Genomic DNA, 15,328 nt, shown 5'->3' on the forward strand with positions numbered 1-15,328 from the left:
TCCCGTTGAAAAGAGCGGGTCCGGCGACGGTAGCGTGTGGGCCCGTGACCGTAACCCTCATCGTCTGGATCGTCGTCGCGCTCATCGCGATCGGCGTCTACCTCAGCTGGACCGCCGGCCGCCTGGACCGCCTGCACTCCCGGATCGACGCCGCCCGCGCCGCACTCGACGCCCAACTGCTGCGCCGCGCCTCGGTCACCCAGGAGCTGGCCACCTCCGGCGTCCTGGACCCGGCCGCCTCCATCGTCCTGTACGAGGCCGCCCACGCCGCCCGCCAGGCCGAGGAGGACCAGCGCGAGGTCGCCGAGAGCGAGCTGAGCGCCGCCCTGCGCGCCGTCTTCGGTGAACCGGCCCAGGTGGAGGCGGTGAAGGAGGTCCCCGGCGGCGAGGACGCGGCCACCGAACTGGCCGCCGCCGTACGCCGCGTACCGATGGCCCGGCGCTTCCACAACGACTCCGTACGCGCCGCCCGGGCTCTGCGCCGACACCGCACCGTACGGTTGTTCCGGCTGGCCGGGCACGCCCCGTTCCCGCTCGCCTTCGAGATGGACGACGCCCCTCCGGTGGCCCTCGCGGACCGCCCCGGCACCTGAGCCGGGAGCGGATAGGGGGCCAAAACGATCCACAGCCTCCCTATTGGCCCTTGCTGTGGACCGGTGGCACAGCGTTTCCTCGGTGGCGCAGTATCCAGCGTCTTTCATCGAGTGAGGTCCCGTGTCCACGCTTCCCAGCACCCCGCAGTCCGCCGAGTCCCCCGCCACCGGCACCGCCCGCGTCAAGCGCGGCATGGCCGAGCAGCTCAAGGGCGGCGTGATCATGGACGTCGTCGACGCCGAGCAGGCGAAGATCGCCGAGGACGCGGGCGCCGTGGCCGTCATGGCCCTGGAGCGGGTCCCGGCCGACATCCGCAAGGACGGCGGCGTGGCCCGGATGTCCGACCCCAACATGATCGAGGAGATCATCGGGGCCGTCTCCATCCCGGTCATGGCCAAGTCCCGCATCGGCCACTTCGTCGAGGCCCAGGTCCTCCAGTCCCTCGGCGTCGACTACATCGACGAGTCCGAGGTCCTCACCCCGGCCGACGAGGTCAACCACAGCGACAAGTTCGCCTTCACCACCCCCTTCGTCTGTGGCGCCACCAACCTGGGCGAGGCCCTGCGCCGCATCGCCGAGGGCGCGGCCATGATCCGCTCGAAGGGCGAGGCCGGCACCGGCAACGTCGTCGAGGCCGTCCGCCACCTGCGCCAGATCAAGAACGAGATCGCCAAGCTGCGCGGCTTCGACAACAACGAGCTGTACGCCGCCGCCAAGGACCTGCGCGCCCCCTACGAGCTGGTCAAGGAGGTCGCGGAGCTGGGCAAGCTGCCCGTCGTGCTCTTCTCCGCCGGTGGTGTCGCCACCCCGGCCGACGCCGCGCTGATGCGCCAGCTCGGCGCCGAGGGCGTCTTCGTCGGCTCCGGAATCTTCAAGTCCGGCGACCCGGCCAAGCGCGCCGCCGCCATCGTGAAGGCCACCACCTTCTACGACGACCCCAAGGTCATCGCGGACGCCTCCCGCAACCTGGGCGAGGCCATGGTCGGCATCAACTGCGACACCCTGCCCGAGTCCGAGCGCTACGCCAACCGCGGCTGGTAACCACTGATGAGCGACACCCCTGTGATCGGCGTCCTGGCGCTCCAGGGCGACGTACGGGAGCACCTGATCGCCCTGGCCTCGGCGGATGCCCTGGCCAGGCCGGTCCGGCGCCCCGAGGAGCTCGCCGAGGTCGACGGCCTGGTCATCCCGGGCGGCGAGTCGACGACCATGTCCAAGCTGGCGGTCCTCTTCGGCATGATGGAGCCGCTGCGCGAGCGGGTCCGGGCCGGGATGCCGGTCTACGGCACCTGTGCCGGGATGATCCTGCTGGCCGAGAAGATCCTGGACCCCCGCTCGGGCCAGGAGACCGTCGGCGGCATCGACATGATCGTGCGGCGCAATGCCTTCGGCCGGCAGAACGAGTCCTTCGAGGCGGCCGTCGAGGTCGCCGGGATCGAGGGCGGCCCGGTGGAGGGCGTCTTCATCCGCGCCCCCTGGGTGGAGTCCGTCGGGGCCGAGGCCGAGGTCATCGCGGAGCACGGCGGCCACATCGTGGCCGTACGGCAGCGGAATGTCCTCGCCACGTCGTTCCACCCCGAACTGACCGGCGACCACCGTATGCACGCTCTCTTCGTGGACATGGTGCGCGCGGTGAAGTGAGCGGACCCCGGTAGGATCTCTCGGGTTCGACTCGATTTTGGTGACGCGAAGGAGAAGGCAGATGTCCGGCCACTCTAAATGGGCTACGACGAAGCACAAGAAGGCCGTGATTGACGCCAAGCGCGGCAAGCTCTTCGCGAAGCTGATCAAGAACATCGAGGTCGCGGCGCGTTCCGGCGGCGTGGACCCCGATGGCAATCCGACCCTCGTCGACGCCATCCAGAAGGCGAAGAAGAGTTCCGTCCCGAACAAGAACATCGAGTCCGCCGTCAAGCGCGGCGGCGGCCTCGAGGCGGGCGGGACCGACTACGAGACGATCATGTACGAGGGTTACGGCCCCAACGGTGTCGCGGTGCTCATCGAGTGCCTCACCGACAACCGCAACCGTGCCGCCTCCGACGTACGTGTCGCGATGACCCGGAACGGCGGCTCGATGGCCGACCCGGGCTCCGTCTCGTACCTCTTCAACCGCAAGGGCGTCGTGATCGTGCCCAAGGGCGAGCTGACCGAGGACGACGTCCTCGGCGCGGTGCTCGACGCGGGCGCGGAGGAGGTCAACGACCTGGGCGAGACCTTCGAGGTGGTCAGCGAGGCCACCGACATGGTCGCGGTGCGCACCGCGCTCCAGGAGGCGGGCATCGACTACGACTCCGCCGAGGCCAACTTCCTGCCGACCATGCAGGTCGAGCTGGACGAAGAGGGCGCGCGCAAGATCTTCAAGCTCATCGACGCGCTGGAGGACAGCGACGACGTGCAGAACGTCTTCGCCAACTTCGACGTGTCCGACGAGGTCATGGAGAAGGTCGACGCCTGAGGCGCGGCCGGCACAGCACGGTACGACGGGCCGACGGGGACACTCCCCGTCGGCCCGTCGTCTTCTGGTTGCGCGGGATTGTCGGTGCGAGCCGATAGCCTGCGGGAACAGATGAACGAGTGGGCGTGGCGAGCAGCGAGGACAGGGGGGGCTCCATGCGGGTTCTGGGCATTGACCCGGGACTGACCCGGTGCGGTGTCGGAGTGGTCGAGGGGGTGGCGGGCCGCCCGCTGGCCATGCTCGGCGTCGGCGTCGTGCGCACCTCGGCCGACGCGGAGCTGGGCGACCGGCTCGTCGCCGTGGAGCGGGGCATCGAGGCCTGGCTCGACGAGTACGCCCCGGGTTACGTGGCGGTGGAGCGGGTCTTCGCCCAGCACAACGTCCGTACGGTGATGGGCACGGCCCAGGCCAGCGCGGTGGCCATGCTCTGCGCCGCCCGCCGGGGCATCCCGGTCGCCCTGCACACGCCCAGCGAGGTCAAGGCGGCCGTCACCGGCTCCGGCCGAGCGGAGAAGGCCCAGGTCGGGGCCATGGTGACCCGGCTGCTGCGGCTGGACGCCCCGCCCAGGCCCGCCGACGCCGCGGACGCCCTGGCCCTGGCCATCTGCCACATCTGGCGGGCCCCCGCACAGAGCAGGCTCCAGCAGGCGGTGGCGGCCCACCGGGCCCCGGGGGCGTCCCGCACGGCGGCCGGCCCCGGCATATCCCGTACGCCCCGCGCGTCCACGACGCCCGCCACGCCCCGTACAACGGGTGCGTCCGGCGTGGCCCGTACGCCCGACGCATCCCGTACGGCAGGCACGCCAGGCATGTCCCGTACGCCAGGCGCGTCCGGCGTTTCCCGTGCGCCCAACGCATCCCGTACGCCCGCCACGCCCAGCACATCCCGTCCAGCAGGCACACCCAGCACGCCCGCCACGCCCCGTACGACAGGCACGCCCCGGACGTCCGGTTCCGGTACGGCTGTCACCCCCGCGACGCCCCGCGCGTCCGCCACCCCCCGTACCTCCGGCGCAGCCGGCACCCCACGCACCTCCCGCACGCTGAAAGGCCCCGCCGCATGATCGCCTTCGTCTCCGGCCCGGTGGCCGCTCTCGCCCCGACCACGGCCGTCATCGAGGTCGGCGGTGTCGGCATGGCCCTCCAGTGCACCCCGCAGACCCTCGCCGGGCTGCGGGTCGGCCAGGAGGCCAGGCTCGCCGCCTCGCTCGTCGTCCGGGAGGACTCCCTCACCCTGTACGGCTTCGCGGACGACGACGAGCGGCAGGTCTTCGAGCTGCTCCAGACCGCCAGCGGCGTCGGCCCCCGGCTCGCCCAGGCCATGCTGGCCACCCACAGCCCCGACGCGCTGCGCCTGGCCGTCTCCACCGGTGACGAGAAGGCGCTGACCGCCGTCTCCGGCATCGGCAAGAAGGGCGCCCAGAAGCTGCTGCTGGAGCTGAAGGACCGGCTCGGCGAACCGGTCGGCGCGCACATCGGCCAGCAGGGCATCGGCACGCCCGTGACCTCCGGCTGGCGCGACCAGCTCCAGGCCGCGCTGATCGGCCTCGGCTACGCGAGCCGCGAGGCCGAGGAGGCCGTGACCGCCGTCGCCCCGCAGGCCGAGGCGGCCGTGGCCGAAGGCGCCGCACCCCCCGTGCCGCAGTTGCTGCGGGCCGCCCTGCAGACTCTCAACCGCGCACGCTGACCGGCACCGAACCACCGAAGAGGCCCCGAAATGAACTGGGACGAGACCGGACCCGAGACCGACGAGCCGACCGGCCCGGTCTTCGACGACCGGCTGGTCGACGCGGACGCGGACGGCGAGGACACCGCGGTCGAGGCGGCCCTGCGCCCCAAGGACCTGGAGGAGTTCGTCGGCCAGGAGAAGGTCCGCGAACAGCTCGACCTGGTCCTCAAGGCGGCCCGTGCCCGCGGCGCCACCGCCGACCACGTGCTGCTCTCCGGCGCCCCCGGCCTCGGCAAGACCACCCTCTCCATGATCATCGCCGCGGAGATGAACGCCCCGATCCGGATCACCTCCGGCCCCGCCATCCAGCACGCCGGCGACCTCGCGGCGATCCTCTCCTCCCTCCAGGAGGGGGAGGTCCTCTTCCTGGACGAGATCCACCGCATGTCCCGGCCCGCCGAGGAGATGCTCTACATGGCGATGGAGGACTTCCGCGTCGACGTCATCGTCGGCAAAGGCCCCGGCGCCACCGCCATCCCGCTCGAACTGCCCCCGTTCACCCTGGTCGGCGCCACCACCAGGGCCGGGCTGCTCCCGCCCCCGCTGCGCGACCGCTTCGGCTTCACCGGCCACATGGAGTTCTACGCCCCCGTCGAGCTGGAGCGCGTCGTCCACCGCTCGGCCCGCCTCCTGGACGTCGGCATCGACGCGGACGGCGCAGCCGAGATCGCCGGACGCTCGCGGGGCACCCCCCGTATCGCCAACCGCCTGCTGCGCCGGGTCCGGGACTACGCCCAGGTCAAGGCCGAGGGCGCGATCGACCGGGAGATCGCCGCCGCGGCCCTCAAGGTGTACGAGGTTGACGCCCGCGGACTCGATCGGCTGGACCGTGCGGTGCTCGGCGCGCTGCTGAAACTCTTCGGCGGCGGGCCGGTCGGCCTCTCCACCCTCGCGGTCGCCGTGGGGGAGGAGCGCGAGACCGTCGAGGAGGTCGCCGAGCCCTTCCTCGTACGGGAAGGGCTGCTGGCCAGGACGCCGCGCGGGCGGGTGGCCACCCCGGCCGCCTGGGCCCACCTGGGACTGGTTCCGCCGTCCCACGGCGTAAAGGGACAACAGGGTCTGTTCGGGGCGTGATACGTCACAGGTTGACCCACAGCGGAACCAGGGTGCCATGCTGGGCGTTGTTCCATCGATGCGGACTCATCTAGACTCCGCCGATGCCGCCCTTACAGGTCGGTGTACCCACCCCCGTATATACAGGCCGCATTCCAGCGCGGTCGTGCGAAGGAATTCCCGTCCCGTGGATATCTTGACTCTCCTCCCCTTCATCGTGCTCATCGGGGCCATGTTCCTGATGACCCGCTCCGCCAAGAAGAAGCAGGCGGCGGCGGCGCAGATGCGCAACGACATGCAGCCCGGTACCGGCGTCCGGACGATCGGGGGGATGTACGCCACCGTCAAGGAAGTCCACGACGACACCGTCCTCCTCGAGGTCGCCCCGGGCGTGCACGCCATCTACGCGAAGAACGCGGTCGGCGCCGTCCTGGACGACGCGGAGTACAACCGCATCGTCCACGGTGACGACGACGAGCTGGACGCGGACGGCACCGTCGTTCCGGACGACGCCTCCTCGCTCACCGGCGAGCCCGGCGCGGACAAGGCCGACGTCGCCAAGATCGACCTGGGCAAGGACGAGACGGCCGACGACGACGCCGAGTCCAAGGACGACGTAGCGGCCAAGGACGCCAAGGGCGAGGGCAAGGCCGACGGCGAGACCGGCACCAAGTAGTTCTCACACGGTCCCGGGGACGTCGCGCGCCCACCGGCGCGCGGCGTCCCCGGGACCGTCGAGGCCGTCTCCGGGGGTGGGTCCCCACAACACTTCATGGCCGCCCGGGCGTGTACCCGGCGCAGGGCGGTTGGACAGGGAGAAACGAGAAGGTGGCAGCACCCAAGAAGGGACGAGGGCCGTCCGGCGGTCATGGGAGGCCGGGGCGTGCCCTGGCTCTGATCCTCATCGCCATGGTCGCGCTCACCGGCGGGATGTTCCTGTCCGGACACACCGCCCCCAGGCTGGGCATCGACCTGGCCGGCGGTACGTCGATCACACTCGAGGCACAGAACCAGCCCGGTAAGCCGAACGCGATCAACCCGACCAACATGGACACGGCGGTCGGGATCATCGAGCGGCGCGTCAACGGGCTCGGCGTCTCCGAGGCAGAGGTTCAGACCCAGGGCGATCGCAACATCATCGTCAACATCCCCAAGGGGACCAACTCCGAGCAGGCCCGGGACCAGGTCGGTACGACCGCCCAGCTGTACTTCCGGCCCGTTCTGACGGTGGCGGCCAGCGGTCCCGCACCCTCCGCGTCCCCGACCCCCTCGGGCAGCGCCACGCCGAGCGGCGAGGCGTCCCCGAAGAGCGAGGACAAGGGCGAGGAGGCCACCGGCGAGGAGGCCACCCCCTCCCCGAGCTCCACCACCCAGGGCCGCGCGGTCACCGGGGCCCTGAAGGCCCCCACGCCGACCCCCACGGGCTCCGGTGAGCCCAAGCCGTCCGACACCCCGGAGACCACGCCCTCCGCGGACCCGGCCACGGCCAAGCTCCAGGAGGAGTTCGCCAAGCTCGACTGCTCCGACCCCAAGCAGCGGTCCGAGGCGGGCAAGAACGCCAAGGCCACCGACTCCACGGTCGCCTGCGGTTCGAACGTCCCCGGCAGCTACGAGAAGTACCTTCTCGGCCCCGCCGAGGTCTCCGGCAGCGACGTCGACGACGCCAAGGCCGCCATCGACCAGCAGACCGGCGAGTGGATCGTGTCGATGGAGTTCACCTCCGCCGGCGCCAAGAAGTTCCAGACGATCACCGGCCGGCTCTCCCAGCAGCAGCCGCCGATGAACCAGTTCGCGATCGTCCTCGACAGCGAGGTCGTCTCCGCTCCCTCGGTGCGCACCGCGCTCAGCAAGAACGCCCAGATCTCCGGCAGCTTCACCCAGCAGTCGGCCGAGGAGCTCGGCAACATCCTCTCCTACGGTGCTCTCCCGCTGACCTTCGAGGAGGCGAGCGTCACCACGGTGACCGCCGCCCTCGGCAGTGAGCAGCTCAAGGGCGGACTGATCGCCGGTGCCATCGGTCTGGCGCTGGTCGTCATCTACCTGGTGGTCTACTACCGGGGCCTGTCGTTCATCGCGCTCCTGAGCCTCCTGGTCTCCGGTGTGCTGACGTACACGATCATGTCCTTGCTGGGCCCGGCCATTGGCTTCGCGCTGAACCTGCCGGCGGTCTGCGGGGCGATCGTGGCCATCGGCATCACAGCGGACTCGTTCATCGTCTACTTCGAACGTGTCCGTGACGAGATCCGCGAGGGACGCACGCTCCGCCCGGCCATCGAGCGGGCCTGGCCGCGCGCCCGGCGCACCATCCTGGTCTCCGACTTCGTGTCGTTCCTGGCCGCCGCCGTGCTCTTCGTCGTCACCGTCGGCAAGGTGCAGGGCTTCGCGTTCACGCTCGGCCTGACCACGCTGCTCGACGTCGTCGTGGTGTTCTTCTTCACCAAGCCCCTCATGACGCTGATGGGCCGGACGAAGTTCTTCTCCAGCGGTGGTGCGTGGTCCGGTCTGGACCCGAAGCGGCTCGGCGCCCAGCCGCCGCTGCGCCGCTCGCGCCGTGTCAACGCCCCCATCGAACCGAAGGAGGCGTGAGATGTCGCGACTCGGCAATCTCGGCGCCCGGCTCTACCGCGGTGAGGTCGGCTACGACTTCATCCGCAACCGCAAGATCTGGTACGGCGTCTCGATCCTGATCACCATCACGGCCATCATCGGCGTGGCGGTCGGCGGTCTCCGCATGGGCATCGAGTTCCAGGGCGGCGCGGTCTTCACGACCGACACCAAGGCCAAGATCTCCACGGCCCAGGCCACCGACGTGGCGACCGAGGCCTCCGGCCACCTGGCCATCGTCCAGGAGCTGGGCAACGGCGGTCTGCGCATCCAGATCACCGAGGTCGACACCGCCAAGGCGAACGAGATCAAGGAGACCCTCTCCGACGAGCTCGGCATCCCCGCGGACGAGATCAACGCGGACCTGGTCGGCCCCAGCTGGGGTGAGCAGATCGCCAACAAGGCCTGGACCGGTCTCGCGGTCTTCATGGTCCTGGTGGTGATCTATCTGGCCATCGCCTTCGAGTGGCGGATGGCCGTCGCCGCCCTCATCGCGCTGATCCACGACATCACCATCACGGTCGGTGTCTACGCCCTGGTCGGCTTCGAGGTCACCCCGGGTACGGTGATCGGTCTGCTGACCATTCTCGGTTACTCCCTGTACGACACGGTGGTGGTCTTCGACAGCCTCAAGGAGGGCCAGAAGGACATCACCAAGCAGACCCGCTTCACGTACAGCGAGATCGCCAACCGGTCGATCAACAGCACCCTGGTCCGCTCCATCAACACCACCGTGGTGGCGCTGCTGCCGGTGGCCGGGCTGCTCTTCATCGGTGGCGGTGTCTTCGGCGCCGGCATGCTGAACGACATCTCGCTCTCGCTCTTCGTGGGTCTCGCCGCCGGTGCGTACTCCTCGATCTTCATCGCCACCCCGCTCGTCGCCGACCTCAAGGAACGCGACCCGCAGATGAAGGCGCTGAAGAAGCGGGTCCTCGCCAAGCGGGCGGCCGCGGCCGCCAAGGGCGAGTCCCCCGAGGACGAGGCTCCCGTGGAGCCGCGCGAGGACGCCGCGACGGCGGGCACGGCGGGCACGGCGGGCTCGGCCATCGGCCGCCCCCGCTCGCACGGCCGCACGCCGGGGAAGCGCTGATGACCAGCACCACCGGATCGACCAGGGAGCTGCTGCTCAGCCGGATCCGCGATGTCGCGGACTACCCGAAGCCGGGCGTGGTGTTCAAGGACATCACCCCGCTCCTGGCCGACCCGGTGGCCTTCACGGCGCTCACCGACGCCCTCGCGGAGCTGTGCGTACGGCACGGCGCCACGAAGATCGTCGGCCTGGAGGCCCGCGGCTTCATCCTGGCCGCGCCCGTCGCGGTCCGGGCGGGCATCGGCTTCGTACCGGTCCGCAAGGCCGGGAAGCTCCCCGGGGCCACGCTCGCCCAGTCCTACGAGCTGGAGTACGGCAGAGCGGAGATCGAGATCCACGCCGAGGACCTCACCGCCGAGGACCGGATCATGGTCATCGACGACGTCCTCGCCACCGGCGGCACCGCCGAGGCATCGCTGGAGCTGATCCGGCGGGCCGGTGCCCAGGTCGCGGGCGTCTCGGTCCTCATGGAGCTGGGCTTCCTGGCGGGCCGGGCCCGGCTGGAGCCGGGGCTGCGGGGCGCTCCGCTGGAGGCCCTGATCACGGTCTGAGCATCCCCGTACAGGAAGGGCGGGCACCCGGGAACATCCGGGTGCCCGCCCTTCGTTCTCCAAGCTCTCACCGTCCCCGGGCGAGGACCTGCCGGGGGATCGTTACCATGGGCTCTCCGGGTACCCCGGATCCGCACGAGGAGCGCTCTTGCCAGACGAGGCCCAGTCAGCCGCCGCCCCGCAGCCCGACAAGCCCGCGGCGGCCCCCGCCACGCCCGCGAAGGCCGCGCCCTCGAACGCGCCGAAGCCCGCGCCCCCGGAGCCCGGCGCAGGCTCCGCGCGCCCCCCGGCCGCCGAGCCGTCCGGCACGTCCGCCGGGAAACCGGCAGACGCCTCCCCGGCCCCCGCGCGCCCGGCCGCCGGGCCGCCCGCCAAGCCCTCCGGCACGCCCCCGCCGAAGCCCCCGGCCCCCACCCCGCCGCCGGCCCCGGTGAAGCCCGCCGCCCCGGCCGGATCTGCCTCCCGCTCCGGCGGCTCCTCCAACCGGGTGCGGGCCCGCCTCGCCCGCCTGGGCGTACAGCGCTCCAGCCCGTACAACCCGGTCCTGGAACCCCTCCTCCGTACGGTCCGGGGCAACGACCCCAAGATCGAGACGGCCACCCTCCGCCAGATCGAGCGCGCCTACCAGGTGGCCGAGCGCTGGCACCGCGGCCAGAAGCGCAAGAGCGGCGACCCGTACATCACCCACCCGCTCGCCGTCACCACGATCCTGGCCGAGCTGGGCATGGATCCGGCCACCCTGATGGCCGGGCTGCTCCACGACACCGTCGAGGACACCGAGTACGGCCTGGACACCCTCAAGCGCGAGTTCGGCGACCAGGTCGCCCTGCTCGTCGACGGCGTCACCAAGCTGGACAAGGTCAAGTTCGGCGAGGCCGCCCAGGCCGAGACCGTACGCAAGATGGTCGTCGCCATGGCCAAGGACCCCCGGGTCCTGGTCATCAAGCTCGCGGACCGCCTGCACAACATGCGCACCATGCGCTATCTCAAGCGGGAGAAGCAGGAGAAGAAGGCCCGCGAGACGCTGGAGATCTACGCCCCGCTGGCACACCGGCTGGGCATGAACACCATCAAGTGGGAGCTGGAGGACCTCGCCTTCGCGATCCTCTACCCCAAGATGTACGACGAGATCGTCCGGCTCGTCGCGGAGCGGGCCCCCAAGCGCGACGAGTACCTGGCCATAGTGACCGACGAGGTCCAGGCCGACCTGCGCGCCGCCCGCATCAAGGCCACTGTCACCGGCCGCCCCAAGCACTACTACAGCGTCTACCAGAAGATGATCGTGCGGGGCCGCGACTTCGCAGAGATCTACGACCTGGTGGGCATCCGCGTGCTCGTCGACACCGTCCGCGACTGCTACGCGGCGCTCGGCACCGTCCACGCCCGGTGGAACCCGGTGCCGGGGCGGTTCAAGGACTACATCGCGATGCCCAAGTTCAACATGTACCAGTCGCTGCACACCACGGTGATCGGTCCCAGCGGCAAGCCCGTCGAGCTGCAGATCCGTACGTTCGACATGCACCGCCGCGCCGAGTACGGCATTGCCGCCCACTGGAAGTACAAGCAGGAGGCCGTCGCGGGCGCCTCCAAGGTCCGTACCGACGTCCCCAAGAACACCGGCCGCGGCCAGGACACCGTCAACGACATGGCGTGGCTGCGCCAGCTCCTGGACTGGCAGAAGGAGACCGAGGACCCCAGCGAGTTCCTGGAGTCCCTGCGCTTCGACCTCTCGCGCAACGAGGTCTTCGTCTTCACGCCCAAGGGCGACGTGATAGCGCTGCCCGCCGGCGCCACCCCGGTCGACTTCGCGTACGCCGTCCACACCGAGGTCGGCCACAGGACAATAGGAGCACGTGTCAACGGGCGGCTCGTCCCGCTCGAATCGACCCTCGACAACGGCGACCTGGTGGAGGTCTTCACCTCCAAGGCTGCCGGAGCGGGCCCCTCCCGGGACTGGCTCGGCTTCGTCAAGTCACCGCGCGCCCGCAACAAGATCCGCGCCTGGTTCTCCAAGGAGCGCCGCGACGAGGCCATCGAGCAGGGCAAGGACGCCATCGCGCGCGCCATGCGCAAGCAGAACCTGCCGATCCAGCGCATCCTGACCGGCGACTCCCTGGTCACCCTCGCCCACGAGATGCGCTACCCGGACATCTCCTCGCTGTACGCGGCGATCGGTGAGGGCCATGTCGCGGCGGCCGGCGTCGTGCAGAAGCTGGTGCAGGCGCTCGGCGGCCACGACGAGGCCAACGAGGACCTGGCCGAAGCCACCCCGCCCTCGCACGGCGGCCGCAGCAAGCGCCGGGCCAACGCCGACCCCGGTGTCGTCGTCAAGGGCGTCGAGGACGTCTGGGTCAAGCTCGCCCGCTGCTGCACTCCGGTCCCCGGCGACCCGATCATCGGCTTCGTCACCCGGGGCAGCGGCGTCTCCGTGCACCGCGCCGACTGCGTCAACGTCGAATCGCTCTCCCAGCAGCCCGAGCGGATCCTCGACGTCGAATGGGCCCCCACCCAGTCCTCGGTCTTCCTGGTCGCCATCCAGGTCGAGGCGCTGGACCGTTCCCGGCTCCTCTCGGACGTCACGAGGATCCTCTCGGACCAGCACGTCAACATCCTGTCGGCGGCCGTCCAGACCTCCCGCGACCGGGTGGCCACCTCCCGCTTCACCTTCGAGATGGGCGACCCCAAGCACCTGGGGCACGTCCTGAAGGCCGTACGCGGCGTAGAGGGCGTCTACGACGTCTACCGGGTCACCTCGGCCCGCAGGCCGTGACCGTGGCCACGGAAGCCCACAGGCCATAGCAGCGGCAACGGAAGAAGCCCCGGTACGCATCGCGCGTACCGGGGCTTCTCCGTCAGCCGTGGCTGGCTCAGCCGCCGAACTCCTCCAGGCCCTTCAGCGCCTGGTCCAGCAGCGCCTGGCGGCCCTCCAGCTCCTTGGCCAGCTTGTCCGCGCGGGCGTTGTTGCCCTGGGCGCGCGCGGTGTCGATCTGGCCGCGCAGCTTGTCCACCGCCGCCTGGAGCTGACCGGTCAGACCCTCGGCACGGGCCCGCGCCTCCGGGTTGGTCCGGCGCCACTCGGACTCCTCGGCCTCCTGGAGCGCCCGCTCCACCGCCTGCATCCGGCCCTCGACCTTCGGGCGGGCGTCTCGCGGTACGTGGCCGATGGCCTCCCAGCGCTCGTTGATACCCCGGAAAGCGGCCCGGGCCGCCTTCAGGTCCTTCACGGGCACCAGCTTCTCGGCCTCGGCGGCAAGCTCCTCCTTCAGCTTGAGGTTCTCGCCCTGCTCGGCGTCGCGTTCCGCGAAGACCTCGCCACGGGCGGCGAAGAAGACGTCCTGGGCGCCGCGGAAGCGGTTCCACAGGTCGTCCTCGGCCTCGCGCTGGGCGCGGCCCGCCGCCTTCCACTCGGTCATCAGATCGCGGTAGCGCGCGGCCGTGCCGACCCAGTCCGTCGAACCGGAGAGCGACTCGGCCTCGGCGACCAGCTTCTCCTTGGCCTTGCGGGCCTCCTCGCGCTGGGCGTCCAGCGCGGCGAAGTGGGCCTTGCGCCGCTTGGAGAACGCCGAGCGGGCGTGCGAGAAGCGGTGCCACAGCTCGTCGTCCGACTTGCGGTCCAGACGGGGGAGACCCTTCCAGGTGTCCACCAGCGCCCGCAGCCGCTCACCGGCGGCGCGCCACTGCTCGCTCTTCGCCAGCTCCTCGGCCTCGGCGACCAGCGCCTCCTTGGCCTGCTTGGCCTCGTCGGTCTGCTTGGCCTTGAGGACCTTGCGCTCCTCGCGCCGCGCCTCGACCGTCGCCACGAGCGCGTCCAGCCGCTTGCGCAGTGCGTCCAGGTCGCCCACCGCGTGGTGCTCGTCCACCTGCTGCCGCAGATGGTCGATCGCGGTCGTCGCGTCCTTCGCCGACAGATCGGTGGTCTTCACCCGCCGTTCGAGGAGGCCGATCTCGACCACAATGCCGTCGTACTTGCGCTCGAAATAGGCCAGAGCCTCTTCAGGCGAACCGGCCTGCCACGATCCGACGACCTGCTCGCCGTCGGCTGTACGCACGTACACGGTGCCCGTCTCATCGACGCGGCCCCACGGGTCGCTGCTCACAGCGCCTCCTCCACCTGATGCCTGCGAGGGGGTTCGCCCCCGGGCATCGTCCACAGTTTCCTCGGGCGGGCCTCGCCCGCCCTGCACAACGCCAATCTAGGCGACCGGCCGCCCGGCTGTCCGCACTCCGCGCGGCCGAAATTCTTCGCTCCCGCCCGGCGGCCCGGGACGCCGTACGCGCCGCGGGGCCGTACGTCCGGATCAGTCCTTCTCGACGGCCGCCTTCTTGATCTCCACGGCCTTCTTCGGCGCACCGTCACCAGCGCCGCCCTCGACACCCGCGGCGCCGACCGTCTCGACGACCTTCAGGGACTCCTTGTCGAGCTTGCCGAACGGGGTGTACGTCGGGGGCAGCTTGGTGTCCTTGTAGACCAGGAAGAACTGGCTGCCGCCGGAGTCCGGCTGGCCGGTGTTGGCCATCGCCACCGTGCCCGCCGGGAACGTCACCGCACCGTCGTCGCCCGCCTTGCCGAGCGCGGTCAGGTTCTCGTCCGGGATGTTGTAGCCGGGGCCGCCCGTGCCGTCGCCCTTCGGGTCACCGCACTGCAGCACGTAGATGTTCTGCGTGGTGAGGCGGTGGCACTTGGTCCCGTCGAAGAAGCCCTTGTCCGCGAGCGCCTTGAAGGAGTTCGTCGTGTGCGGGGTCTTCGAGGCGTCCATGGCGAACGCTATGTCGCCCTGGCTCGTCCCCAGCGACATCGTGTACGTCGCCTTCTTGTCGATCGTCATCGGCGGCTCGGGCGCCTTGCTCTCGGTCTCCGAGGGCGTCGGCTCCGGGCTCTGGCTCGCGGCCGCCTCGTTCTTCTTGTCCTTGTCGTCGTCCTTGCCCGACAGCACGAACGCGCTCACGCCCACGACGGCGACCACGGCCACCGACGCCGCCACTATCGCGGTGATGCGCTTCGTCCGGCGACGGGCTTCCTCCCGGCGCTTCTGCTGGCGCTCGAACTTCTCCCGGGCGAGCTGCCGCCTCCGCTGTTCGCTGCTGGACACCGGTTGGGCTCCTTGTTACGTCGTGACGTCGGGGATACGTCGGGGGATTCGGGTCTGGACTGCCCGTACCGTATATGGGTTACCTGTGTCATGAGGAGCGCCGGTAGGCTCTGAACTGCTGCGACCCATGCCACCACCGCATCCTCCGGACGAACATTAAGG

The 15,328-nt window shown here is 70.6% G+C and carries 13 protein-coding genes and 1 pseudogene; 12 read left to right on the top strand and 2 right to left on the bottom strand.

The window, feature by feature from the left end; translation table 11 throughout:
* The first annotated feature begins 44 nt into the window (after window positions 1-44).
* The 12 genes and pseudogenes from DJ476_RS29535 (at window position 45) to DJ476_RS29590 (ending at window position 12,846) form a co-directional block, all read left to right on the top strand.
* Entirely contained in the window at window positions 45-593 is a 549-nt protein-coding gene (locus tag DJ476_RS29535; RefSeq protein WP_053561975.1) for a hypothetical protein, read from the top strand.
* Between the two features lie 121 nt (window positions 594-714).
* Entirely contained in the window at window positions 715-1,635 is a 921-nt protein-coding gene (pdxS, locus tag DJ476_RS29540) for a pyridoxal 5'-phosphate synthase lyase subunit PdxS (RefSeq protein ID WP_019765392.1), read from the top strand.
* Window positions 1,636-1,641: 6 nt separating this feature from the next.
* Entirely contained in the window at window positions 1,642-2,235 is a 594-nt protein-coding gene (gene pdxT / locus DJ476_RS29545; RefSeq protein WP_084744932.1) for a pyridoxal 5'-phosphate synthase glutaminase subunit PdxT, read from the top strand.
* Window positions 2,236-2,296: 61 nt separating this feature from the next.
* Window positions 2,297-3,049, top strand: a complete 753-nt coding sequence (locus DJ476_RS29550; protein ID WP_029395566.1) for a YebC/PmpR family DNA-binding transcriptional regulator — start codon at window positions 2,297-2,299, stop codon at window positions 3,047-3,049.
* A 155-nt stretch (window positions 3,050-3,204) separates the two neighbouring features.
* Window positions 3,205-3,801: pseudogene (gene ruvC, locus DJ476_RS29555) on the top strand (crossover junction endodeoxyribonuclease RuvC); the annotation flags it as partial.
* A gap of 308 nt (window positions 3,802-4,109) precedes the next feature.
* Window positions 4,110-4,736, top strand: a complete 627-nt coding sequence (gene ruvA, locus DJ476_RS29560; protein WP_103418316.1) for a Holliday junction branch migration protein RuvA — start codon at window positions 4,110-4,112, stop codon at window positions 4,734-4,736.
* A gap of 30 nt (window positions 4,737-4,766) precedes the next feature.
* Window positions 4,767-5,852 (top strand): Holliday junction branch migration DNA helicase RuvB, encoded by a 1,086-nt coding sequence (gene ruvB / locus DJ476_RS29565; RefSeq protein WP_112491930.1) that lies wholly within the window; start codon window positions 4,767-4,769, stop codon window positions 5,850-5,852.
* 166 nt (window positions 5,853-6,018) lie between these two features.
* Entirely contained in the window at window positions 6,019-6,507 is a 489-nt protein-coding gene (gene yajC, locus DJ476_RS29570) for a preprotein translocase subunit YajC (protein ID WP_112491931.1), read from the top strand.
* Between the two features lie 152 nt (window positions 6,508-6,659).
* Entirely contained in the window at window positions 6,660-8,417 is a 1,758-nt protein-coding gene (gene secD / locus DJ476_RS29575; protein ID WP_103418314.1) for a protein translocase subunit SecD, read from the top strand.
* Between the two features lies 1 nt (window position 8,418).
* Entirely contained in the window at window positions 8,419-9,525 is a 1,107-nt protein-coding gene (gene secF, locus DJ476_RS29580) for a protein translocase subunit SecF (RefSeq protein ID WP_103418313.1), read from the top strand.
* Complete coding sequence (locus DJ476_RS29585; protein ID WP_093751352.1) at window positions 9,525-10,076, top strand: adenine phosphoribosyltransferase; 552 nt, start codon at window positions 9,525-9,527, stop codon at window positions 10,074-10,076. The genes secF and DJ476_RS29585 overlap by 1 nt, the downstream gene beginning before the upstream one ends.
* Window positions 10,077-10,224: 148 nt before the next feature.
* On the top strand, window positions 10,225-12,846 hold the full coding sequence (locus DJ476_RS29590) for a RelA/SpoT family protein (protein WP_112491932.1): 2,622 nt from the start codon (window positions 10,225-10,227) through the stop codon (window positions 12,844-12,846).
* Window positions 12,847-12,943: 97 nt separating this feature from the next.
* Here the strand turns inward: DJ476_RS29590 and DJ476_RS29595 are convergent, their stop codons facing one another.
* Together DJ476_RS29595 and DJ476_RS29600 are read right to left on the bottom strand one after the other, a co-directional pair.
* Window positions 12,944-14,173 carry a DUF349 domain-containing protein gene (locus tag DJ476_RS29595; RefSeq protein WP_019762720.1) on the bottom strand — a complete coding sequence of 410 codons (1,230 nt, stop codon included), beginning with the start codon at window positions 14,171-14,173 and terminating at the stop codon, window positions 12,944-12,946.
* Between the two features lie 201 nt (window positions 14,174-14,374).
* Window positions 14,375-15,166: a peptidylprolyl isomerase gene (locus DJ476_RS29600; RefSeq protein WP_112491933.1), complete on the bottom strand. Its 792-nt coding sequence runs from the start codon at window positions 15,164-15,166 to the stop codon at window positions 14,375-14,377.
* Window positions 15,167-15,328 lie beyond the last annotated feature (162 nt).

It is taken from the genome of Streptomyces bacillaris (assembly GCF_003268675.1).
GTDB lineage: Bacteria > Actinomycetota > Actinomycetes > Streptomycetales > Streptomycetaceae > Streptomyces > Streptomyces bacillaris.